Source organism: Streptomyces sp. R44, from assembly GCF_041053105.1.
Classification (GTDB): domain Bacteria; phylum Actinomycetota; class Actinomycetes; order Streptomycetales; family Streptomycetaceae; genus Streptomyces.
The window spans coordinates 1,154,984-1,177,437 of record NZ_CP163444.1 but is presented as its reverse complement, the minus strand read 5'-3'; the positions used below and the strand labels follow the sequence as shown (position 1 = coordinate 1,177,437).

General features: G+C 70.2%; 17 protein-coding genes and 2 pseudogenes. 9 read left to right on the top strand and 10 right to left on the bottom strand.

Translation table 11 applies throughout. The annotated features are described in order from the left end of the window. Positions 1-54: 54 nt before the first annotated feature. From AB5J54_RS05410 to AB5J54_RS05395, 4 genes are all read left to right on the top strand, one after another. Positions 55-216, top strand: coding sequence for a class II lanthipeptide, LchA2/BrtA2 family (locus tag AB5J54_RS05410; RefSeq protein WP_369142740.1), 162 nt, complete (start codon positions 55-57; stop codon positions 214-216). 233 nt (positions 217-449) lie between these two features. Beyond that, positions 450-2,615 (top strand): peptidase domain-containing ABC transporter, encoded by a 2,166-nt coding sequence (locus AB5J54_RS05405; protein ID WP_369142739.1) that lies wholly within the window; start codon positions 450-452, stop codon positions 2,613-2,615. Beyond that, complete coding sequence (gene lanM, locus AB5J54_RS05400; RefSeq protein WP_369142738.1) at positions 2,612-5,449, top strand: type 2 lanthipeptide synthetase LanM; 2,838 nt, start codon at positions 2,612-2,614, stop codon at positions 5,447-5,449. Before AB5J54_RS05405 ends, lanM begins: the two co-directional genes overlap by 4 nt. A gap of 47 nt (positions 5,450-5,496) precedes the next feature. Continuing rightward, the gene (locus AB5J54_RS05395; protein WP_369142737.1) at positions 5,497-6,453 is read left to right on the top strand and encodes an LLM class flavin-dependent oxidoreductase; all 957 of its coding nucleotides are present in this window, start codon (positions 5,497-5,499) and stop codon (positions 6,451-6,453) included. A gap of 28 nt (positions 6,454-6,481) precedes the next feature. Here the strand turns inward: AB5J54_RS05395 and AB5J54_RS05390 are convergent, their stop codons facing one another. Together AB5J54_RS05390 and AB5J54_RS05385 are read right to left on the bottom strand one after the other, a co-directional pair. After that, a complete protein-coding gene (locus AB5J54_RS05390; protein WP_369142736.1) occupies positions 6,482-6,967 on the bottom strand; it encodes a hypothetical protein in 486 nt (161 codons plus the stop codon). A gap of 56 nt (positions 6,968-7,023) precedes the next feature. Further along, positions 7,024-7,809, bottom strand: a complete 786-nt coding sequence (locus AB5J54_RS05385; protein ID WP_369142735.1) for a BTAD domain-containing putative transcriptional regulator — start codon at positions 7,807-7,809, stop codon at positions 7,024-7,026. 359 nt (positions 7,810-8,168) lie between these two features. On the opposite strand from AB5J54_RS05385, the gene AB5J54_RS05380 reads away from it, so the two are divergent. Continuing rightward, positions 8,169-9,155: a helix-turn-helix transcriptional regulator gene (locus AB5J54_RS05380; RefSeq protein WP_369142734.1), complete on the top strand. Its 987-nt coding sequence runs from the start codon at positions 8,169-8,171 to the stop codon at positions 9,153-9,155. Positions 9,156-9,194: 39 nt separating this feature from the next. On the opposite strand, the gene AB5J54_RS05375 is transcribed toward AB5J54_RS05380, so the two are convergent. The 3 genes and pseudogenes from AB5J54_RS05375 to AB5J54_RS05365 all read right to left on the bottom strand — a co-directional run. Next, the gene (locus tag AB5J54_RS05375) at positions 9,195-9,983 is read right to left on the bottom strand and encodes a TrmB family transcriptional regulator (protein ID WP_369142733.1); all 789 of its coding nucleotides are present in this window, start codon (positions 9,981-9,983) and stop codon (positions 9,195-9,197) included. A gap of 110 nt (positions 9,984-10,093) precedes the next feature. Beyond that, positions 10,094-10,294 (bottom strand): hypothetical protein, encoded by a 201-nt coding sequence (locus AB5J54_RS05370; protein WP_369142732.1) that lies wholly within the window; start codon positions 10,292-10,294, stop codon positions 10,094-10,096. A 192-nt stretch (positions 10,295-10,486) separates the two neighbouring features. Next, positions 10,487-10,606, bottom strand: a pseudogene (locus AB5J54_RS05365) (thymidine kinase); the annotation flags it as partial. A 42-nt stretch (positions 10,607-10,648) separates the two neighbouring features. Here AB5J54_RS05365 and AB5J54_RS05360 point away from each other — a divergent pair. Then, entirely contained in the window at positions 10,649-11,227 is a 579-nt protein-coding gene (locus tag AB5J54_RS05360) for a tyrosine-type recombinase/integrase (protein ID WP_369149227.1), read from the top strand. Positions 11,228-11,428: 201 nt separating this feature from the next. Here the strand turns inward: AB5J54_RS05360 and AB5J54_RS05355 are convergent. From AB5J54_RS05355 to AB5J54_RS05345, 3 genes and pseudogenes are all read right to left on the bottom strand, one after another. Further along, positions 11,429-12,479 (bottom strand): annotated as a pseudogene (locus AB5J54_RS05355) (IS630 family transposase). Positions 12,480-12,519: 40 nt separating this feature from the next. Continuing rightward, entirely contained in the window at positions 12,520-12,885 is a 366-nt protein-coding gene (locus AB5J54_RS05350) for a S24 family peptidase (RefSeq protein ID WP_369142731.1), read from the bottom strand. Between the two features lie 417 nt (positions 12,886-13,302). Continuing rightward, the gene (locus tag AB5J54_RS05345; protein WP_369142730.1) at positions 13,303-14,226 is read right to left on the bottom strand and encodes an SMP-30/gluconolactonase/LRE family protein; all 924 of its coding nucleotides are present in this window, start codon (positions 14,224-14,226) and stop codon (positions 13,303-13,305) included. Between the two features lie 681 nt (positions 14,227-14,907). On the opposite strand from AB5J54_RS05345, the gene AB5J54_RS05340 reads away from it, so the two are divergent. The 3 genes from AB5J54_RS05340 to AB5J54_RS05330 all read left to right on the top strand — a co-directional run bounded on the left by AB5J54_RS05340 (position 14,908) and on the right by AB5J54_RS05330 (position 18,727). Then, positions 14,908-15,960 (top strand): substrate-binding domain-containing protein, encoded by a 1,053-nt coding sequence (locus AB5J54_RS05340; protein WP_369142729.1) that lies wholly within the window; start codon positions 14,908-14,910, stop codon positions 15,958-15,960. A gap of 137 nt (positions 15,961-16,097) precedes the next feature. Then, positions 16,098-17,702, top strand: coding sequence for a sugar ABC transporter ATP-binding protein (locus AB5J54_RS05335; protein WP_369142728.1), 1,605 nt, complete (start codon positions 16,098-16,100; stop codon positions 17,700-17,702). Continuing rightward, a complete protein-coding gene (locus AB5J54_RS05330) occupies positions 17,699-18,727 on the top strand; it encodes an ABC transporter permease (protein ID WP_369142727.1) in 1,029 nt (342 codons plus the stop codon). The genes AB5J54_RS05335 and AB5J54_RS05330 overlap by 4 nt, the downstream gene beginning before the upstream one ends. A gap of 461 nt (positions 18,728-19,188) precedes the next feature. On the opposite strand, the gene AB5J54_RS05325 is transcribed toward AB5J54_RS05330, so the two are convergent. Together AB5J54_RS05325 and AB5J54_RS05320 are read right to left on the bottom strand one after the other, a co-directional pair. After that, entirely contained in the window at positions 19,189-20,940 is a 1,752-nt protein-coding gene (locus AB5J54_RS05325) for a beta-galactosidase family protein (protein WP_369142726.1), read from the bottom strand. A gap of 142 nt (positions 20,941-21,082) precedes the next feature. Further along, positions 21,083-22,423 (bottom strand): sugar ABC transporter substrate-binding protein, encoded by a 1,341-nt coding sequence (locus AB5J54_RS05320; protein ID WP_369142725.1) that lies wholly within the window; start codon positions 22,421-22,423, stop codon positions 21,083-21,085. Positions 22,424-22,454: the final 31 nt, after the last annotated feature.

Below are 22,454 nucleotides of genomic sequence, written 5' to 3'. Positions count from 1 at the left end.
TTCGCCAGGCGAGTTCCGGGCGCGTTTCCGGAGAAATACGAAAAGGAGAAGACCATGGAGAAGACGCAGGCTGACGTCCTCGGCGGCTACGACGAGTTCGAGCTCGTCGAGATGGGCGAGGCGGACGTGTACGGCGGTACCACCTGGAGCTGCGCCATCGTCACCCTGGTGTCGGCCGTCGCCTGCCCGACCACCAAGTGCACCAGCCAGTGCTGAAGCCCTTGACGGCTCTGATACGCGCGGCCCGCTGAACCGGACCGCCGCATCGGTCACGACGGACGGGGTGGGGGGAGGGCCGGACCGAGGTCCGACGGCCCACCGGGCTTCCCGGTCTCCCGCCCCGTCCGACGTCCCGTCGACGCAAACCCCTCTTCCTGCCCGAAGTCCCACAACCCGGAGGTGCGGTAGCCATGGGCGCTCGCCCGGAATCACGTCGGACCGCGCGACGCGTGCCGGCCGTCACCCAGGTCGCCCAGACCGAGTGCGGTCTGTGCTGCTGCGTGGCCGTGCTCCGCTACCACGGGCGGGACGAAGGCATCTCCGAGGTCCGCGAGGACATGGACGCGGGACGGGACGGCCTGAGCGCCCGGCAGCTCGCGCGGTTCCTGGAGTCCCGCGGCATGCGGAGCCGACTGCTGAGCGCCAAGAGCGTCGCCGCGCTCACCCGGTTCGACTCGCCCGTGATCCTTTTCTGGGACGATCACCACTTCGTGGTCCTGGAGAGCTTCGACGGCGATCAGGCAGTCGTCATGGACCCGTCCGTCGGCCGCCGCCGGGTGACCTCGGACGAACTCGCCCAGCACTTCAGCGGTGTGGTCGTCACCGCCGAGCCCGGGCCCGCGTTCCGCCGGCTGCGCCGCCGGCCCTTCGCCGACTGGCGGACGATGCCCCTGCTGCCCGAGGGCGCGGGGCGCCGGATGGCCGGTGTCGGCGTGCTGTCGCTGGCCGCCTACGCCGCGGTGCTGGGGATCCCGCTGCTCACCGAGTGGTCCGTGGACCGGTTCTCCGGCTGGACGGAGCTCGGCGACCATCTGTGGGTCATCGGCATGGTGGCCGGTGCCGCGGTCGGCTACTACCTGCTGCATCTCCTGAGGATCCTGCTGCTGTCCTCGCTGGTGTCGGTGCTCGGACGGCATCTGATGGACCACGCGTTCAGCCGGCTGCTGTCGCTGCCGTACCGGTTCTTCACCACCCGTCAGCCAGGCGAGCTGCTCTTCCGGCTCGGCAGCGTCAACGCCGTCCGAGACATGCTCTCCTCCCGGGTCGCCCAGGGCGTGCTGGACGTCGGCACCTTGGCCTGCGTCACCGGCTACCTGATGTACGCGGAATGGCGGCTCGGGCTGATGGCGCTCGCCCTGGTGCTGGCCAACGCCGGCTATCTGGCCGCCACCCGACTGCGGGTGCTGGAGGCGGTCGACATGGAGATCACCCACCTGGGCAGGAGCCAGTCGCTGCAGCTGGACGCCATCGTCTCCATCCCGACCATCAAGATGGGCGGCTACGCCGACGAGTACCTGGACACCTGGCGCGAGACCTACGCCGCCTCGCTGGAGGCGATGAAGGCGCGGATGCGGCTGCAGCAGGGCCGGGTGTCCGGTGTGGCGGCCACCATCCAGATGTTCGGGCCGCTGCTGCTGCTGCTCGCCAGCCTCTACTTCGTCGGCCAGGGAACGATCACCATCGGCGGGGCGATCGCGGTGCAGACCGTCGCCGCCACCTACTTCGCGATCTCCACCTCGGTGTTCCAGGCGTACGCGGAGTTCACCGAGACCAGCCGCTACATGTCCCGTCTGAGCGACATCACCCGCACCGAACCCGAGGGCCCGGGCGGCGACCGCAAGGAACTGGAGTCCGCCTCGGTCCAGCTGGACCAGGTGTCCTTCCGCTACACCCGGCACAGCGAACCCGTGGTCCGCGACGTCACCATGGACATCCCGGCCGGCGCCCGCGTCGCCCTGGTGGGCGTCTCCGGCTCGGGCAAGAGCACCCTGGCCCGGATCGTCTGCGGCCTGCACGAACCCACCTCCGGCTCGGTCCGCTTCGGCGGCCGGGACGCCGCCGAGTACGACCGTGACTCCCTGCGCCGGGTGATCGGCTACATCCCGCAGGAGGTCCACCTGCACAACCGGTCGATCCTGGAGAACCTCACCCTGGGCCAGGACATCCCCGAGGAGACCGTCCGGGAGTTCTGCCGCGAGGCCGGCATCCTGGACTTCCTCGACGACCTGCCGATGGGCCTGCAGACCCTGGTCGCCGAGATGGGCTCCAACTTCTCCGGGGGGCAGCGGCAGCGGCTGGCGATCGTGCGCACCCTGCTGCAGCGGCCGTCCATCCTCGTCATGGACGAGGCCACCGCCTCCCTGGACACGGTCAACGAACGCCGGGTGACCCGGCTGATCGAGGGAATCGGCGCCACCCAGATCGTCATCGCGCACCGTCTGTCGACGATCGAGTCCGCCGACCTCATCTATGTGTTCGACCAGGGACGGATCGTCGAGCAAGGAACACATTCAGAACTCATGGACGGAGGCAGCGTGTACCGGGATCTGTACGCGGCGACAGCCGAGGAGGCCGGCCCGACGGCCGAACTGCTGGTGGGGGGTGCCGGGGCATGAACGAGAACAGCGAGAGCAACGAGAGCATGGTGGCCATCGGGGCCTTCCTCCCCTTCTACTCCCATGTGGTTCCCCGGTCATCGGTCGAGAAGGAGCTGCGGGAGCCGCTGCTGCGAGCCGCCGCCCCGGACCGTCGCGACAGCGTGCTGGACCAGGCCCACGAGGCCCTGCTGAAAACGGTGGAGACGCAGGCCTACCGGATGCTCATCGGCGAGTTCCATGCCTTCCGCGAGCAGCTGGGCCTGCCGATGGAGTCCGGTGGCGACACCGCCCTGCGCCGCTTCACGGCCCGTCTGGAGGAGCCCGGCGTCCCGGACGCCCTGCTGGAGAAGTACCCGGTGCTGCGGGTGCGGCTGACCGCGATGCTGTCGCACTCCCTGGACGCCTACCGCGAGTTCCTCACCGCCTTCGCCGACGACCACCCGCTGCTCGCGGAGGCCGGACTGCTCGGTGAGCCGGGCGGCGACGGCCGGCTGCTGTCCGCGATCTCGCCCAGCGGCTCCGACCTGCACAACGACAACCGTCAGGTACACATTCTCCATCTGGCCAACGGAACCCGGCTGGTGTTCAAGCCGCGGCCGCTCACCGCGGACGACTTCGTCCGCGACCTCTACCGGGCGGTCGGCCCGTACCTGGAGCACTCGCTGTCCCGCTGCGTTCCCCGGTCGTTCACCGTGGGCACGCACGGCTGGCAGGAGTTCACCGTGCCGACCGCCATGGAGCAGGCGGACCAGCCCGACCGCTACTTCTACCGGATCGGCGCGCTGGCGGTGCTGTTCGGCGCCATCGGCGCCACCGACCTGCACGACGAGAACCTGCTGGCCTGCGGCGAGCACCCGTGCGTCATCGACACCGAGACCATGCTCCGGCCGGACGCCGGGGTGGGCGACGACTCGCTCCCCGACGTGCTGATGAACCACACCAAGCTGTCCGTCGCCTCCACCATGCTGGTGCCGATGGTGAACCCGACCTCGCCGGTCGACTTCATCATGGCGGGCGTCGGGGTGGCGGGCGACCAGCCGTCGTCCATGACCAGCGCCGTGATCCGCGACCCGGGAACGGACGCCATCGCGGTGTCGCGGGAGCCCTTCAGCTACCGGCAGGGTGCCAACGTGGCCCGGCTGGGCGAGGAGCACCTGGTCGCCACCGAGTGGTTCGACGCCATCCTGGCCGGCTGTCGTGCGGCCCTGACGGCCCTGCGGGACGGCGCCGTCACCGGCGTCCTGGAGGCCCATCCCGAGGTGCCGGCGCGGCTGCTGTTGCGCTCCACCATGATCTACGGTCGCTTCATCGACGCCTCCACCCACCCGAAGTACCTGGTGGACCCCAAGGAGGCCGAGCGGCTGTTCGGACTCCTGAAGATGCACCAGGACTACCTGTCCCCGGAGGCGGAGCGCTTCGCGGCGGATGCGGAACGCGCCTCGCTACGCCACGGCAACGTGCCGTACTTCGTCACCCGGGGCGACTCCGACGCGCTCGGCACGGTCAACGGGTCGACGCCCGGGGTGTATTCGGCGACCGCGCTGGACTTCGCCCGGCGCGGCGTCGCCCACAACGCGGCCCGCACCGACGCCTACCACCACTTCCTGCTCGAGGAGTGCTTCGCCGAGCTGTGCGGCGAGGACACGCCCGGCGGGCTCTCGGCCTCCGGGGTCTTCGGGGGGCACCTGCTGGACCGGGCCCGTCCCGGCGACTGGTGGCGGGCGATCGCCGGCCGGATCGCCGAGGTGCGGGTGCCGGTCACCGGCCCCGGCGGACAGGAGGAGTGCGGCTGGGTCGGCGGCATCGGCCCGGACCGCGACGGGTCCACCATCACCCCGGGCAACTTCGTCTCCTTCCACGACTCGGCCGGCGTGGTCACCTTCCTCAACCGCGCCGCCGCCCGCGACGAGAGCCTGGCCGGTCCGGCCGGCAGCGCCGACCGGGGGCTCACCACCCTGCTCGCCGAGTACGGCGAGGCGCTGCTCCAGCGCCCCGAGTCGGTGTTCACCGGGGCCGCCTCGCTTCTGCTGGTCCGCCCCGAGGACCCGGAGACCGCGTCCGCCCGGATGACCGGCCTGCTCCAGGCCCTCCAGGACCGCGCGGCGGAAGACGAGCTGGAGACCGACCTCTCCAACGGCCCGGCCGGGCTGCTGATGGTCCTGCTCGACCGTCTCCGCCGCGACGGCTCCTCCTTCCCCGCCGACGCCGCGACGGTCGAGCGGCTCACCGACCTGACCCTGTCCCACCTGGGCAGGGAGCGGGACGCCCACTGGTCGGACCTGGCCCACGGCGAACTGGGACTGCGCTGGGCGGCCGCCCGGACCGGATCCGTACTGGGAGTGGAGCGCACCGCCAAGGAGGCGGCGGACTGGCTGATCGGCCGCTGGGAGCGGGACGGCGTCCCGGTGGAGCACGGCTGGTGCAAGGGTGCTGCCGGCCTCCTGCTCGCCGGCTCGGAGATCCTCGCCGCGGCGGGCCGGGAGGATTGGCTGACCGAGTCCCGGCTGGCCGATCTGGTCGGACGGGCGACCGCCCTGGCGCCCGGCCGCGCGGTGGACCTCTCCGTCTGCCACGGCAGCAGCGGCGTCGTCCAGTGCCTGATCGGCGCGGGCCGCACCCTGGGGCGCGCGGACCTGTTCGAGCGGGCCGCCGCCCATCAGACCGAGGTCCTCGGCCGGATCCGCGAGGACGGTTACTTCACCGGCGCGGCCGGCCGGACCTCACTGATCGGCTACATGCTCGGCTGGGCCGGCGTGGGCGACACCGACCTGATGGTCGACGCCCTGCTCAGCGGCGCGGACCCGGCCGGTCTGCGCCTCCCGCTGGAACTGTCGGCGCCTTCCCGGGGCTGACCGCCCGCCTGTCATCCGCTCCACCACTCGTCGAAAGGGCTGCCGGGATGCGGCACTCGATCCTCCTCCCCGTCAACGCCACCCGCCCCGAGCAGGTGATCCCCTTCGCCAATCTCGTCAAATGGGGTGGCGCGGCCCGACTGTGGCAGGGCCAGGGTCTCGTTCTGGACAGCCATCACAACGTGAGCTGGTTGGCCGGCTCCGGAATCAGGGTGCCCGCCGGGTTCGGGGTGTCGCTGATGCCCTACCGCTCGCCGTACAACGCGGCGATCGAGGCCCGGTCCGTGGCGCTGGCCACCGGGCACGAGGTGGTGGCCGGCTACGGTCCGGGCTCGCTCGCCGCGCAGACCTGCGCCATGGGACGGCCCTACCCCAGTCAGCTCACCGCCTGCCGGGAGTACATCACCATCGTCCGGGACCTGCTGGACGGCGGGATCAGCGACCGGGAGGGGGAGATCTTCTCCGCCAAGGCGCAGCTCATGCCGTTCCACAAGCCGGAGGTGTCGCTGGGCCTCGGCGTCCTGCGGGAGCGGATGGCCGAACTCGCGGGAGAACTCGCCGATGTGGCCATCACCTGGATGGCCTCGGCGGCGTACCTGGAGGAGTTCCTGATCCCGGCCCTGCGGAGCGCGAAGGAGCGGCGTCCGGAGGAGCCGGTCAAGGTCACCGCCTATGTTCCGGTGGCACTGGCCGGCCCCGACCGGGACATGGCGAAACTGCTGCGGGCGACCTGCGGGGGGCACATCCAGTTCCCCCACTACCAGGCCGTCCTGCGGCGGGCCGGGATCCGGATCACCGGCGACGGCGGGCCCGACGACGTCCGCGCCCTGGTGGACGGCGGGATCTTCCTCTACGGGACGGCCGAGGAGATCCACCAGCGGCTGGACGCCTACCGGGCGCTCGGCGTGGACGAGGTGGTCCTCAATGTCACCGGGGTCGGCGCGGTGCACGGACCCCGGGCCGCCGCGTCCGACCTCTACGAGATCCTGAAGGCCGCACCGTGACCGGGCCGGTCACGGTGCGGCCGGGACATCAGGAGCGACCGACCTCGCCGGCGGACGGTTGCCCGGTCCCGAGCTTCCGGGCCCGCTCCAGGTCACGGGCCAGATGTGCCCGCCGCCGCCCGTTCCTGCGGCGGCTGCGCCGGTCCTCGGCGGTGTCGTACATCAGCTGGGTGTGGAAGTAGTTGACGTGCTCCAGGACGGCGAAGAGCGCGAAGAGCAGGCCCGGGATGCTCCCGGTCCCGGGGGAGTCGGCCACCGCGAGAACGGTGAGCGGCACGCCGAGCCCGAGCAGCACGAGGTTGACCACCCGAGCGGCGGCGAACACCGCCGCCCCGGGCAGCGGCGCGCCACTGCCGGCGGACAGGGCACGGAGCTTGACCGTCCAGTACGCGGCGCCCTCCAGCAGGAGCAGCGTGACCAGCGCGAACCCGAGGAGGTTGGCGGCCGTCGCCGGCACGCCGACCATGCCGAACCAGATGGCCGTCTGCAACGGGACGTTGACCAGTTCCCCCACCGCGAGCGACCGAAGTCGCCGTCGGACCCGAGCCCCGGCCGACCGGGTGCCCGCCGTCACTGGCGCGCCATCTCGGCCACCAGGCGGTGCGCCCGCTCCGTGTCCCAGGTCAGCGCGGCGGCCCGGATGGCCTCGATGCCGGGAGGGACGTCCAGGCCCAGTTCGTCGGCGAAGACGGTCCGACATCGCTCGATCACGCCCAGCGCGCCGGCCACGTCGCCCTGCGCGCAGTAGGTGGCGGCGAGCAACTGCCACAGCCGCTGCCGGTAGGGGGCCTCGGCCAGCACGGTCTCGATGCGGTACGAGAGCATCTCGGTCCGATGGGTCAGCAGACAGGCGGTGAAGAAGTCCTGGCAGGCCTCGAAGCGGGTGTTGCTGAGGCCCACGGTATGGGCGTGGAACCACCGGGTGGCCGGGAGCCGTTGGCCGAACGGGCCGCGCCAGAGGGTGAGGGCCTCGTCCAGGTGGCTGACCGCGGCTCGGTGGTCGCCCGCGGCGAGCAGTTCCTTGCCCTTCCGGGCGAGCTTCAGGAAGCAGGACAGATCGAGTTCGTCCGCTTCGACGCTGAGGGCGTACCCGGTCTCCGCGCCGCGGCTGGTGGTCAGCCGCTTGCTCAGTCCCGGCAGCGCGGAGTCCAGGCCGCGGCGGAGCCCGGTGAGGTGGCTCCTGATGTTGGCCACCGCCGAGCTCGGCGGGTCGTCCCACAACAGCTCGGTCAGCTCGCCCATACCGACGAACTGTCCCCGGCGCAGGAGCAGCGCGGTGAGCAGCGCGCGGCGGGCCGCCGACTGCGTCTCGGCACCGCCCGCGATCCTCACAGGTCCCAGCAGTCGGAAAAGCATCTGGCTCTGCCACCTCTCGTGTGAAGTGCTGAGGCAGGTACCGGCCCCGGGCCGCGGGGGCCGCCGCGGCGGCATCGTGTCCCCCTCGCGTCGTGTGGTCAGCACCACACCTCCCTCGCGACCGAATATGGCAGCGCTCAAGGCGGCGAGGAACAAGGCCTCTTGGCCAGATACGGCCAACCCGATGCAGGATCCGGCCTGAGCGCTTCTGGACCGGAGATCCTACTGCTGAGTCACCAGGGGCTCCTGGGGAAACCTTTACCCTTCGGGCACCTCCCTCCTACAATTCCTGCAACACACGCCGGCCGGATCCTTCCCGACGTCCCCTCCCACGGGAGTGCCTCTTGCTCGTGCACCACATGGCGGTCCTTGGTCTCACTGCGGCGGAAGAGGAGCTCTACCGGCACCTGCTGCGCAACCCCGGAGTCGAACTCGACGAAGTGCACGTCCTGCTGAGGCAGGAACCCCTCTGCCTGGAAGCGGCGGTGCGTCGGCTGCGGGAACTGCACGTCATCCGCGAGGACGACGGCAGGGCGTGGCCGCACAAGCCGGACCTGGTGGTCAACCGGCTGGCCCAGCAGCGCCTGGAGGAGTTCTACAGCACCATCCGTACGCTGTCCGACCTGAAACCCATCGTGGACTCCCTGGCGCGTGACGCGCGCGACCATGGCCCGAACTCCGAACACGCCCCGGTGGAACGGCTGATGGGGTTATCGGCCATCCGCGAACGTCTGGACGAACTGGCGTTCTTCGCCCGTGCGGAGGTTCTGGCCTCCGAGCCCTACGACGCGCTCACCCCGGAGAACATCAAGCACTCCCGCCCGCTCGACCTGCGCTGCCTGCGCCGTGGCGTCGTTCTGCGCAACCTGGTCCGCGCCTCCGCGGTGGCGGACGACACCACGCGGGCCTACCTCCAGGAACTGACCGCCGCCGGGGCCCGGATCCGGGTGGTCGAGGACCTGAGCGAGCTGATGATCGTGTACGACCACCACACCACGCTGGTGCCGGTGGACCCGAAGAACACCTCCAAGGGCGCCCTCTGCTCGAGCGAGGAGGGGATCGTCACCACCGTCGTCAACAATTTCGAGCGTCTGTGGGCGGGGGCCGAGGAGTTCACCGACCTGGTCGGTCAGGGGGACGACTCGTCGGGCGATCCCGAACTGACCGAACTGCAGGTACAGGTGCTGCGGGCGATGTGCACGGTCGGCAAGGACGAGACCGGCGCCCGCCAGGTGGGCACCGCACTGCGTACCTACCGCCGCCACATATCGGAGCTGATGCGGCTCCTCGGTGCGGAGAACCGCGCCCATGCGGCGTTGCTCGCCCGAGAACGAGGGTGGGTCTGACCGTCGGGTGGGTCTGACGGCCGGGGCGTGACCCGACCGTCAGTCGTCCCCGAATTCCCGGGCGTCCGCCCACAGCCGCTCGAAGTGGTTGACGACCGTGCTCACCATGCCGGGTTCAGCCGTGACGAACGCGCCCTTGGTGAGGTCCGAGGGCTCGACCGGCACCAGCGCGGTCCCGCCGTCGCACACCGCCATCGGGCTGTCCGAGGAGGACAGCACCCGCACCCGGGCGCCCGCGTCGGCCAGTCGGCGCAGGTGGGCGACGGCCACCGGGTCGGCGAGCATGGACTGCCGCACCAGGAGCCGCACGGTGACGCCGCGCGCCAGCATCCGCAGGCCCAGCGGCAGGGTCAGCCGTAGGACGCGGGGGTCGACCTCCTCGCAGAGCCCACCCGCCAGCACCTCGGAGCGGGTACTCAGGGCGAGGGCCTCCACCCTCGCCCGCAACGCGGAGGGACCGGTGATCCGCTCCACCAGCCGGCTGTCCTGAGGAGGCTCCTCGGGCCGGCCGGCGGCGGCCGCCTCGTCCTCCAGGGAGCGCACCACCGTGTAGACCTGGGCGAGGCTGCGGGTGATGGCGTGCAGCTCGGCCAGCAGCCGCTCGGCCAGCAGGCCCACCACCACCTGCGGCTCCTCCGGCCACAGCGCTCCGTCGCTCTCGACCACGACGCCCAGGGCCTTCAGTCGCCCCACAGCAGCCGCACCGGCCCCGGGCGGGTGCCAAGGCGCGGCAACGGTCTCGGCGACGCCGCTGCCGGGATGCCTCAACAGGTGGCGGTACGTGTGCTCCTCGGCCGGGGTGATTCCCAGGATCTGCATGCGGTGCATCGGCGGTGCTCCACGGTCGGTGACGAGGTACTGGAAAGGCGGTGGGTCCCGCGTCGTGCTCGGCACCCGGACCGCTGGACCCACCCCCGTGGCGGGCACGCCGCACAGGATCAGGTGCCCGGCTTCTCCTGCCAGCCGTTGACCCAACACGCGCTCAGGGGGTCGAGACAGCCGTCCGCCACTACGACGGCGTCACCGCCCGCCGGTGTGACGCTCCCCGCGAGGGCGGTGAACGCCCCTGTCGTCGCCAGCGCGGTCAGCATCGCCGCCGCGATCCCTCGGGCAGCCTTGCTGGTGGCGGTACGCATCATGGTTCTTCCCCTCCCGGCGCCCGGCGCCGTTTCCTCAGAGGTGCCCGGGACGAGATCCCCGACCACACCAGAAGCATCGCAGCGAACCCCCTCCTCCACAGGACTCCCCGTTGGCATGCTCTTGCCTCCGCACCGTGCACGATCCTGCCACCGCCGACGGGCCGGGCTCGTGGACAAAGCGTCTTGGAGCCGTCAGGTGTGGTTGGCCGGGAGGACGTCCGGGGAAAGAGCGCCGACCTGTGAGGAGGCCGACGTCATCCGCTTGCGGTGGTGGCGGCAGAGGACCTCGCACCCGATCTCCTCGGCCGGGCGGCGTGTGCGGTGACCCTGCAACAGTTCGACTTCGAGAGCTCCATGCTCCATGTCGACCGGCAGGTGACGCAGGACGGCGAGAACGGGGAACCGAAGACCGCGGTCCAGAAAGCCATCACCAAGGGGCGGGGGCGTGCCCACTGCATCCGCCATCTCAAATGGCGCGATCTTGATGAGGGCAGGGCGATACCCGTGCCGCCCACGATCCTGGCGAAGGTGGAGGAGCACATCCGGCTTCACGGCACCTTCCGGGTGGAGGAGGGGCTGAACCGGCTGGAGGGGGACTACCTCTTCTCCAAGATCGGGGGCACCGACATCCTCATGTACTCCCTCGTCGACCGGCTCTGGCGCAACGCCAAGAAGGCCGCCGGCATCACGCGAAGGATCACACCGCACTGGCTGCGCCACTTCTTCGCCTCCGCCGGCCTGTCGAAGGGGGTGCCGGTGACGGACATGGCCGAGTGGCTGGGGCACCGTGACCCGAAGATCACCCATCAGACTTACGCGCACGTGATGCCCGACGCTCCCGACCGATTGCGGTCGCTGATGGATGCCGTCTTCACGATGAAGACGGAGCTCAACCTGCCTCTTGAGTTCGAGGCGGTGGTCGAGGCGGCCTGATCCGGCCTGTGAACGCGTGATGCCCTCAGCCAGGTTCTCCGGCTGGGGGGCATCACGCGTTCCGTTTGGCTGCCTGGCGAGCTCAGCGACGGGCGATCCGGGGCGGTCGTGTGCACTACTGTCAGTGATCGCCCTCCGGCCCGTTGATCGGCCCGTGCTCTGCGCGGGCGAGCTTCTCCCTGTGCCCTGGCTAGTGCCGCATCAGGCAACGTTTGCCCTGTCGACGACGGCGCGGAGGTGCCGGTCGTCGGCGTGGCGGTTTCGCCAGATGATGTAGCGGCGGATCATGCTGCCCTGTTCCTTGTGGTCGGCGTGTAGGCGATCTCAACGTTGTTCGCTGCCGCCCAGGTACCGACCCGCTGACACTTCTTCGTGGCCAGGTGCGGCGAGAAGTTGTCGCAGACGATCGCGATCCGCACCGTCGGAGGGTAGAGGGTGCGCAGGTAGCGGCAGAACTCCAGGAACTGCGTGCGTCGCTTGAGCGGTTTGACGTGGCCGTAGAGCTTGTCCTTGGCCAGGTCCAGGGCGGCAAACAAGTGCCGCACCCCGCCGTAGCGGTTGTAGGTCGCCCGGCGCCGGCGGCGGGGCTCACGATCGGGGTCCTTGTGCCTGCCGCCGCGCTCGGCCCACTGCCGCCCGGGGTGCGGCATCAGGTTGAGCGGCCCGAACTCGTCCATGCAGAAGACGACGTCGGGCCCGCCGTCCTCGGCTGTGACCTCACCGTCGGCGATCGCGTAGAGATGCTCCACGCGGGCCTTCTTGACCGCGTAGTCCGGATCACGGGAGGTCTTCCAACCTTCAGGCGTTGAAAGGAGACGCCCTCCTCGCGGAGCAGAAGGCGCAGGCCCTCGTGGCTGATGTCGTCGACCACCTCCTCGGCGACCAGGAAGTCGGCCAGTTTGGTCAGGCTCCAGGTTGAGAACGGCAGATCGTGCTCGGTCGGCTTGGACTTGGCGATCTTCTTGATCTCGCGGCGCTCGGGCAGCGTGAATGTCTTCGGCCGGCCGCCGGAGTACTTGGGGTAGAGCGAGTCGAAGCCGTCGGCGTTGAAGTTGTGGATCACGTCGCGGACCCGGTCGTCACTGGTGAACGACACCTCGGCGATCTTCGCCACCGGCATGCCCTGAGCGGACAGCAGTACCATCTGCGCGCGCCGCCAGGTCACCACCGAGCCCGTGCCTCTGCGGACTATCCGCAGTAACCGCCGGCCCTCGTCGTCATCGATCTCGCGAACGCGCACTCGTTCTGCCACCCGCATAGCTTGGCGGCCCGATGCCGCTGGAGCGTCAGGTTCAGGAGGAGCCGTTGGAGTCGGTCGCGAGCGTCTTGCCCGCGACCTTTGACCTGGCGACGCCGCCGACTGCCACACAGATACCAAAGACACGATCGTGGCTGGTCCAGCCGTTGACGAGGCCACGGTTGTTACTGATCTGCACCCGCTTCCTGGCGGGGTCCACGGACGACACCAAGTGCAAGTACACCGTCCCGGCGACACGGGCGAGGACGATGTCCCCGACCTCCAACTTCGACGGGTCGACCGGAGCAACGACCACCTGCTGCCGACTGCGTATCAGCGGGACCATCGAGGAGCCGCTGGGCCGGAACGCCACGGTGGCCCCGCCGGCAACCCTGCCTGCCACTGCATCCAATGCACCCATCTGGCGATCGTGGCAGATTCCCCTGTATCACCCCACCGATTTACTCCTCCGTGCTCCACCAGCGAGGCGAACGTTGCCTGATGCGGCACTAGCACGAGACTTTCCCGTGCTGGTTCGGTGCTGACTTCAGGGGGGCCATGGGGGAGAAAGCGCAGGTCGTAGCTCTGGCCCGATGAGTTGTCGTATCACTCGATGGTCGTGCCGATGAGACTCGCGGCGACGATGCGCTTGAGGGAACCGGGGGGTGTGGGAGCGGTTGTTGCGGCGGCCATGTGCACCACTTCCAGGCGTTCGTGCGGGGACGTTTCGGTGTCGCCACACCGTGGCTCGTCTTAGTGGCCTAGGGGAGTCCCGCGGAGCGGCCGAATCAGCGCCTCGCCACCACGGGCGCGGCGGCGCGTGCGGCCGAGAGGGCGGTCATGCCGTCTCCTGGGGGACGAGATCGTCGAACGGCACGGCCGGAAGCCCGGCGGTGCCCGGACGGCAGACGAACAGCCGTCCGGCGTGGCGCTCTTCGTCCAGCTGCTGCCGGGTCAGTCCTTCGGTCGCCGTCGTGATCACGAGGGTGTCGAGGGCGGGGCCGGCGAAGACGACACCGGACACGTGCGAGGTGCCGACGTGCACGACGGTGTGACAGGTGCCGTCGGGTGCGAAGGCGCGAACCTGCCCCGCACCCCGGACCGCGACCCAGACACTGCCGTCCCGGTCGACGGTCAGACCGTCCGGCGCACCGCCGTCGATCGAGGCGAACGGCCGTCGGCCGCCGGGAGTTCCGGTCGCGACGTCGTAGTCGAACACGTCGACTCGGCCGGTCGCGCCGTCGGCGTAGTACATCAGGGAGCCGTCGGGGCTCCAGCCGAGACCGTGGGAAAGGGTCACGGAGTCGAGCAGCACCCGCAGGCCGTCCGGGCCGAGTTGGTACAGCGAGCCGGCTCCCTCGGTCGTGTCGGACGGCATGGCGGCCGCGAGGAGACGTCCGTGCGGGTCACACGCGGCGCCGTGGAACCGTCGCCGCACGCCGTCAGGGAAGAGGGGCAGGGAGGCGAACTCCTCGCACCGGCCGCTGTCGTCGATCCTCACGACGGACGTGGACACCGTGGCGATCAGCGCGCCGCTGCGGCTCGGCAGGACGGCGCCGACCGGGCCGCCGGGGGCGAGCGTGACGCGGGGCAGTAAGTCGGGCAGACCGCTGCCGTCGGCGAACGGAACCAGGCTGCCCCGGTGGACGAGGCCGGCGGTGATGTCGACCCACAGCAGCTCCTGCACGGCGGGATCCCATAGGGGGCCCTCGCAGAGCCTGCCGGGATCCGGGCTGCAGGGACGGGCCCTCAGGTGGCGCATATGAAGTCTCCTTGCTCGGTGTTAACGTAACCATTCGGCTAACCCCTGTAAATAGTCCCCCTCAAGATCTTCGAGACGCGGACCTGCCGGTGCTGCGGTGGGGCGGCCATCCCGGCTGTGTGACGTGATGCATTCGGGACTGTCGGGCTCGGCGGGGGCAAGGTACTTTTTGCGCAAACACCGCGAGGTGATCGTCCTCCGTCACTTCCGAGGACCGCCTCATGTGGTCGTGGTCGCCGAGCGAGCGCCGGCACACCGACCGTCCCCAGCCCCTCTGCACCTCAGAGGTAGCCATGTACCTGAGTGCCAGCGCCTTTCGTCAGTCCAACAAAATTCAACATCCTGATGGACGGCTGAGCCGATCGTCCGCGCAGTAAGCGATTGCCATGTCAGCCCTCCAGGTTGAGTCCCGGTAACGGCGGCGCATGGATCCGAAACCCCACGGATGCACTGTTGACTTTTGATCGAAACAGCGATTTTCTGTGGGGCGTCGAGCTGATTGACGACTGATTGTGGTGACTTCGACACCCCACAGAAGTGCCTGGTCGCCCCTCTCGCACCGTCGTCGGACGGGACCGGAACCCTTCGTTCCCCCCTCCCTCCCGCGACCCTCCGCGAGCCCATCTGTTTCTGCACCTCACCGGTCGGCCGTGCGCGGCCCGTCCGAGCAAGGGGAATGACATGTTCACTGAGCACCACCGCCGGCCGATGGCAGCAGCCGTACTGGGCCTGGCCTCCGTCCTCGCACTGACCTCCTGCTCCAGCGGCCAGCAGGCCGTCGGCTCGGGGGGCGCGGACGTCGCCAAGGTCGACGGCAAGATAAGCCTGACCTACCTCCAGAAGCAGGGCGACCAGGAGTACTTCGTCGGTGAGGCGGCCGGCGCCAAGGCCAAGGCGGACGAGCTCGGCATCGACCTGAAGGTCGTCAACCTCGGCACCGACGCCAACAAGACCGTCAGCGAGGCCCAGTCGGCGATCTCGCAGAAGAGCAACGGCCTGATCGTCGTCGTCCCCGACCCCGCCGTCGGGCCCCAGGTCGCCCAGATCGCCAAGGACGCCAAGGTCGCCCTGCTCACCTCCGACGACCAGATCTGTACGACCGGACCGGACCCGTCCTCCTGCGCCGCCGACGCCCTGGTGCCCCGGATCGGCTTCAGCGGTGCCCAGATGGGCGGTGAGGTCGGCAAGCGCGCCGCCGCGGAGTTCAAGAAGGCCGGCTGGAACCCCGCGGAGACCCGCACCATCTCCGCCTGGAAGCAGGACGTGACCGTCTGCACCGACCGCGTCAAGGCGTCCAAGGAGGCCTTCGCCGCCGGCTCCGGCGCCACGGTGCAGAACATCGACGTCCCCACGGACAACAGCCCCACCGGCGCCCAGGACAAGATCGCGGCCACGATCACCGCGAACCCGAGCGTCAAGCACTGGGTGGTCTGGGGCTGCAACGACGAGAACGTCCAGGGCGGGGTCACCGCACTGGAGAACGCCGGCTTCAAGGCCGACGACGTCATCGGCGTGGGCCTCGGGGCCTACCTGGCCTGCAAGAACTGGAGCTCCGGCAAGCCTTCCGGCATGAAGGCCGCGCTGTTCATCAACGGCAAGGACGTCGGCGCCCTGGCCGTGCAGACGATGTACGACAAGCTCAAGAACGGCAAGGCCTTCCCCAAGGAAGCCTTCGCCCCGACCACGATGGTCGACGCCTCCACTTGGAAGTCCGCCGGAGTCACCTGCGGCTGAGCCGAGGCCCCTGCCCTCCGGGCAGACGGCGCTACCTTCCGGACAGCCCCAGCGCCGGTGCGACGGCACGCCCGCTCGCCGCACCGGCCCCCAGCACCCGGCGCTCCCTCCCCGTCCCTCCAGCCCGTGAGGCCAGCATGACCACACCAGGCACCCGACCCCCCACGCCGGCGGCCCCAGGCGCCGGTGTCGCCGTCGAGAACATCACCAAGCGCTTCGGCGCCGTCCAGGCCCTGGGCGGCGTCACCCTGACCTTCCTCCCGGGGCAGGTCACCGCCCTCATGGGCGAGAACGGTGCGGGCAAGTCCACGCTGCTGAAGATCCTCACCGGCGACCACCAGCCCACCGAAGGCCGCATCCTCCTCGACGGCGCACCGGTCTCGTTCGGCTCGCCGCAGGACGCGCGCAAGGCCGGGATCCGCATCATCCCGCAGGAGCCGGAGATCATCCCGCACGTCTCCGTGGCGGAGAACGTCTACGCCGGATCCCTGCCCCGCAAGGCCGGCCGGCGCCTCGACCGCGCCGAACTGCGCCACAGGATCACCGCCGACCTGGCACGGCTCGGCTTCGAGAAGGTCATCGACCCCGATCAACTCGGTTCCGAACTGACCCCGGCCCAGCGCCAGTTGGTGGAGATCCTGCGCGCCCTCACCGGCGAGGCCAAGGTCATCGCCTTCGACGAGCCGACCTCCTCGCTCGCGGAGAACGAAGCCGAGGCCCTGTTCGCCCTGATCGACCGGCTGCGCGCCCAGGGCATCGCGATCATCTACGTCTCCCACCGCATGAAGGAGATCTTCCGCCTCGCGGACCGGATCGCGGTACTCCGCGACGGCGCCTCCGCCGGCGTCCTCGACGCCGCGCACACCACCGAGAGCGAAGTCGTACGGATGATGGTCGGCCGCGACCTCTCCTCGCTGTTCGTACGCCAGGACGTCGCCCGGGACGAAGTCGTCCTGGAACTGGACGGCGTCACCACCGACGACGTCACCGACATCAGCCTCCGGATCAGGGCCGGAGAGGTCGTCGCCCTCGCCGGACTCATGGGCGCCGGGCGTTCGGAACTGGGCCTCGCGCTCGCCGGCGACCGCCCCCTGCGCTCCGGACGGATCACCCTGCACGGCCGGCCCCTGCGGCTGCGCAGCCCCAAGGACGCCATCCGGGCAGGCATCGGCCTGGCCCCGGAGGAGCGCAAGGCCCAGGCCCTCTTCCTGCAGCGGTCCATCCGTGACAACACCTCCCTGGTCAGCCTGGACCGGCTGCGCCGGATGCGTTTCGTCCGCAGCGGCCAGGAGAAGGCCGTCGCCCAGGAGTTCTCCGACCGGCTCAGGGTGCGCACCCCGTCCATCGAGCACGAGGTGCGCAAGCTGTCCGGAGGCAACCAGCAGAAGGTCGTCCTCGCCCGGTGGCTGCTGCGACGGCCGAAGGTCCTGATCCTCGACGAGCCCACCCGCGGCATCGACATCGGTGCCAAGGCGGAGATCTACCGGATCATCGCCGACCTGGCACGGGACGGCGTCGCCCTGCTCGTGATCTCCTCCGAACTCCCCGAGGTGCTCGGACTCGCCGACCGCGTCGTGGTGATGCAGAACGGCCGCATCACCGGCGAACTCGGCCGGGCCGAGGCGACCGAGGAGTCCATCCTCAACCTCGCCATGGCCGACGACCTCGCTTCCCCGGACGCCGCTCCCACCCCGGCCGTTCCCCGGCCCCGTACCGACTCCGCCCCTGGAGGCCCCCGATGACCACCGCGACCACCTCCCCGGCCGAGTCCGAGAAGGCACCGGCAACGGCCCGCAAGCGATCGCCGCTGGCCGCCCTCGGCGGGCAGAACCTCAGCCTCATCGGTGCGCTCGTCGTGGTCCTCGGGCTGTTCGGCGCCCTCAACGAGAACTACCTGAGCTGGTCCAACATCCAGGTCGTCGGCGAAGCCGTGACGATCACCGGCCTCCTCGCCATCGTCCAGACCGTCGTCATCATCTGCGGCGGCCTCGACATCTCGGTCGGCTCGCAGGCGGGCCTGGCCTCCGTGGTCAGCGCGATGGCCTTCACCTCGGCCGGCTCCAACCCCTTCCTCGGCATGGGTGCCGCACTCGTCGTCGGCGTGCTCGTCGGCATCGTGAACGGTGTGGCGATCGTCTACGGACGGGTCAACCCGACCATCGCCACCCTCGCCGGGCTCGCCGCGTACAAGGGCGTCGCCCAGCTGGTCTCCGACGGCCGCGCGCAGGGATACGTCCTCAACGACCCGGTCTTCGTGTTCCTCGGCCGCGGAAAGATCGCCGGCCTGCCGGTGATGATCTGGATCCTCATCGTCGTCGCGATCGCCGTGCACGTGATGCTCAAGTACACGGACATCGGCCGCAACCTCTACGCGATCGGCGGCAACGACACCGCCGCCCGCCTCGCCGGCATCAACATCAACAAGTACCTCGTCGCCGTCTACGCCCTCATCGGCGTCGTCGCCGCCGTCGCCGGCATCCTGCTCACCGCCCGTACCGGCTCCGGCCAGCCCGTCTCCGGCAGTGAGGGTCTTGAACTCAAGGCCATCACCGCCGCCGCCCTCGGCGGCTGCGCCCTCAAGGGCGGCAAGGGAGGCGTCGGCGGCACGCTCCTCGCCGTCGCCCTGCTGGGCGCTCTGGAGAACGGCCTCACGGTCCAGGGCATCAACACCTTCTGGCAGAACGTCGCCCAGGGCGCCCTGCTCGTGGCCGCCGTCGTGATCCAGCAGCGCCGCAACGGTGAACGCGCGGTCGGACTTCCGCACTGACCGGACACACGGACGAGGCCCGCCCCCCGAGGGGAGCGGGCCTCTCGGCGTACCGGCGACCCGGTCGGCGGACGGTGGGGTCTTCGCGGCGCCTCCCGGCCCCGCGTGGTGGACTGCACGGCCCCGGGGTGCCGCCCTCCGGCCGACCGCGCCGGGGCACCGGCGGCGCCTGCCGTCCACGCCGCCCAGGCCTGCTTCCCGCCGGACGACGCTGCCGCGGGACATGGGAACGACGCCGTCCGGCCGGCACGGCCTTCACGGCCCGCCGGGCCCGGCGTACCTGTCCGCACGAAGTCGCGGAGACGACAAAAGCCCTCCCGGGGTGGGAGGGCGGGGCGGGGCGGAGAGGAGAGGAGAGGAGAGGGGAGCCGGGGCGCGGGTGCGGCGCGAAAGCGCGGGGCGACGGGCCGGGCTCGGATGCGTGGGGGACGCTCCCGAGCCCGGCCCGTCGCCGGGTGTTCCTACTCCTCGGTGGGGCCGAGGTCGGGGGTGTCGCGGAAGTCGACGGTACGGCCCCGGGGGCCCGCGTGGAGTTCCAGGACGATGATCTCGTTCGTACCGGCGCGCAGGACCGGAGCCGGGACGTACAGCGACTTCTGAGGGCCGCGGGACCAGTAACGGCCGAGCGGGAAGCCGTTGACCCAGGCGTTCCCCTTGGTCCAGCCGTCGAGGTGCAGGAAGGTGTCGGCCGCCTCGGTGACCTCGAAGGTGCCCCGGTGGAAGGCCGGGCCCACGGGAGTCGTCGTGGTGGTCGTGAAGGGCACGTCCTCCAGTGCGGTGAGCGGGAGCGGCCGGTTCGTCCAGGCCGTCGGCTCGGCGCCGTCCAGGAGGACCTTTCCGAGCAGGCCCTTGCGGTCGTGGATGCCCTGGCCGTAGTTCACCCGGCCCTGGTTCTCCACCAGGATCGAGAGCACCCCGCCGGCCCGGGGAACCGTGAAGGCGAGGGCGTGCTCGTGGTTCTCCCGCTCCAGGACGCCGACCGGCTGGCCGTCGACGAAGACCTGAGCACGGTCACGGACGTGTTCGATCTCCAGCAGAGCGGGGCCGCGCAGCGGCAGCGTGGTCTCGTAGAGGACGAAGCCGAAGTCCTGCTCCAGCTCCTCCATGGTCAGCGGACGCCGGGAGTCGATCCGCGGTGCCAGCGCGGCCGCGCTCGGCAGCAGCCCGGCGCTCTCCGTCAGCGCGACCGCGGAGACCGCCAGTTTGGCCCCCGGGGCAGGGGCGGGGTCGCTCGGCACCGGCGCGTACTTGGCGATGATGTCGCGGAAGGCGTGGTACTTCTCCGTCGGGTCGCCGGCCTCGTCGAGCGGTGCGTCGTAGTCGTACGAGGTGACGGTGGGGCGGTAGGTGTGCTTGTCGTTGGCGCCGTTGGTGAAACCGAAGTTCGTACCGCCGTGGAACATGTAGAAGTTGACCGAGGCGCCGGTGGCGAGGACTTCGTCGAGCTCGCGGGCGGCGTCCTCGGCGTCGCGGACCACATGGCGGGCGCCCCAGCGGTCGAACCAGCCGATCCAGAACTCCGTCGTCATCAGCGGCCCCTCGGGGCGCTGCGCGCGCAGCGCGGTCAGATGGTCGGCCGAGCGGCTGCCGAAGTTGGCGGTGGCGAGGACGCCGGGCAGAGCGCCCCGCTCCAGATCCACCGGCTGGTCGCAGGTGAAGAGGGGAACGTCGACCCCGCAGGCGCGCAGCGAGCCGGCGATGTGCTCCAGATAGGCGGTGTCGTCGCCGTAGGCCCCGTACTCGTTCTCCACCTGCACGGCCAGGATCGGACCGCCCTGTGAGGCGAGGTACGGCCGGAGCGGGGTGAGCAGGCGGTCGAAGAAGTCGTCCACCGCCGCCAGGAACCGGGGGTCGCGGGTGCGCAGCTGGATGTCGGGCTCGGTGAGCAGCCACGAGGGCAGACCACCTCCCTCCCACTCCGCGCAGATGTACGGGCCGGGCCGCAGCAGGACGTGCAGCCCCTCGGCGGCGGCGAGGTCGAGGAAGCGGGGGAGGTCGAGCCCGCCGTCCATCAGGAAGCGGTCGGGGCGCGGCTGGTGCAGGTTCCAGGGGACGTAGGTCTCGACGGTGTTGAGGCCCATGAGCCGGGCCTTGCGGAGCCGGTCCTGCCACTGCTCGGGGTGGACCCGGAAGTAGTGCAGCCCGCCGGACAGGAAACGGAAGGGCTGGCCGTCGAGCAGGAATCCGGCCTTGTCTGTCTGGAGATCGGGCATGCGCTGTGTGCTCCTGTAGGTGAGGGGTCGTGCGGGGCCGGGACGCCTCCATGTTTACGCAAACACGAGAGGCGTGGCAAGCCCTTTCCACAGGCGAACGGGGGCGAAGTCGCGATGCGGCTGCGCCCCCGTCTCGCCCGGGTCACTTGTTGACGGTGAAGCCCTGGTCCTTGCCGTACTTGACGCTGGCGTCCTGCCAGGCCTTCAGGCCGTCGGTGAGCTTGGTCGAGGAGACGTAGGCCTTGCCGACGGTGTCGTTGAAGATGGAGTTCGCGTACACCTGGAAGGGCAGGTAGGACCAGTCGGCGCCGACGTTGCGGGCGGATTCGGCGAAGATCTGGTTGGCCTGCTGACCGCCGAAGTAGGGGAACTTGGTGTCGAGGAACGCCTTGGACTCCAGGTCGGCGCGGGTCGCGGGGAACGAGCCCTGGGCGACGCGGGCGCTGGCTCCGGCGCCGGTGGTGGCGAACTCGGTGAAGGCGTACGCGAGTTCCTTGTTCTTCGCGGCCTTCGGGACGGCGAGGGAGCTGCCGCCGTTCTCGGCGCTGACCTTGTCGCCCTTCGTCCACTGCGGGAGCGGGGCGACCCGCCAGTCGCCGGAGGCGGAGGCGACACCGGAGGTGAGGTTGGCGGGCATCCAGGCGCCGATGGAGAGGGTGGCGATGGAGCCGTCGGCCAGGCCCTTGTACCAGGCGTCGCTCCAGGAGCTGACGGGCGCGACGAGCTTCTCGTCGAGGAGCTTCTGCCAGGTGGCGGCGTACTTCTGGGTGCCCTCGTCGCCGAAGTTGATGGTGACGTTCGTGCCGTCGGTCTGGTAAGGACGCCCGCCGGCCTGCCAGATGAAGCTGGTGGTGGCGCCGGCGTCGCCGGTGTCGTTGGTGATGAAGATCTTGGGGTCGGCCTTGTGCAGGGTGCGGGCGGCCTCCACGTACTCGTCCCAGGTGGTCGGCACCTTGATGTGGTGCTTGTCGAAGACCTTCTTGTTGTAGAAGAACGCCATCGGGCCGGAGTCCATGGGCAGCGCGTAGATCGCCTTGTCCTCGGTGACCGCGTTCCACGGGCCGCTGGTGAAGCTCGTGCCGTACCTCTGGGCGCCGTAGGGGGAGAGGTCCTCGACGGACTTGGCGATGGTGAACTGGCCGAGCGCGTAGTACTCGACCTGGGCCACGTCGGGGGCGCCGGAGCCGGCCGCTATGGCGTTCTGCAGGGCGGTGTACTGCTTGTCGCCGGTGCCCGCGTTGACCAGCTCGATGTCGACCTTGGGGTACTTCTTCTCGAAGTCCTCCGCCGCCTTCTTCAGCGTGGGCTCCCAGGCCCACACCGTGACCTTTCCGCCCTTCTCCAGCGCGGCGTTGATGTCCTTCGGACCGCTGTCGCCGGCCCCCGTGTCCGAGGCGTCGGAGCCACAGGCCGTGGCGGTCAGCGTGAGGGTGGCGAGGACGGAGAGTGCGCCGAGCAGTCTGCGGGTGGTGTGCGTACGCATGGGAGGTGCTCCTGGTCGAGGGTGCGGGTGT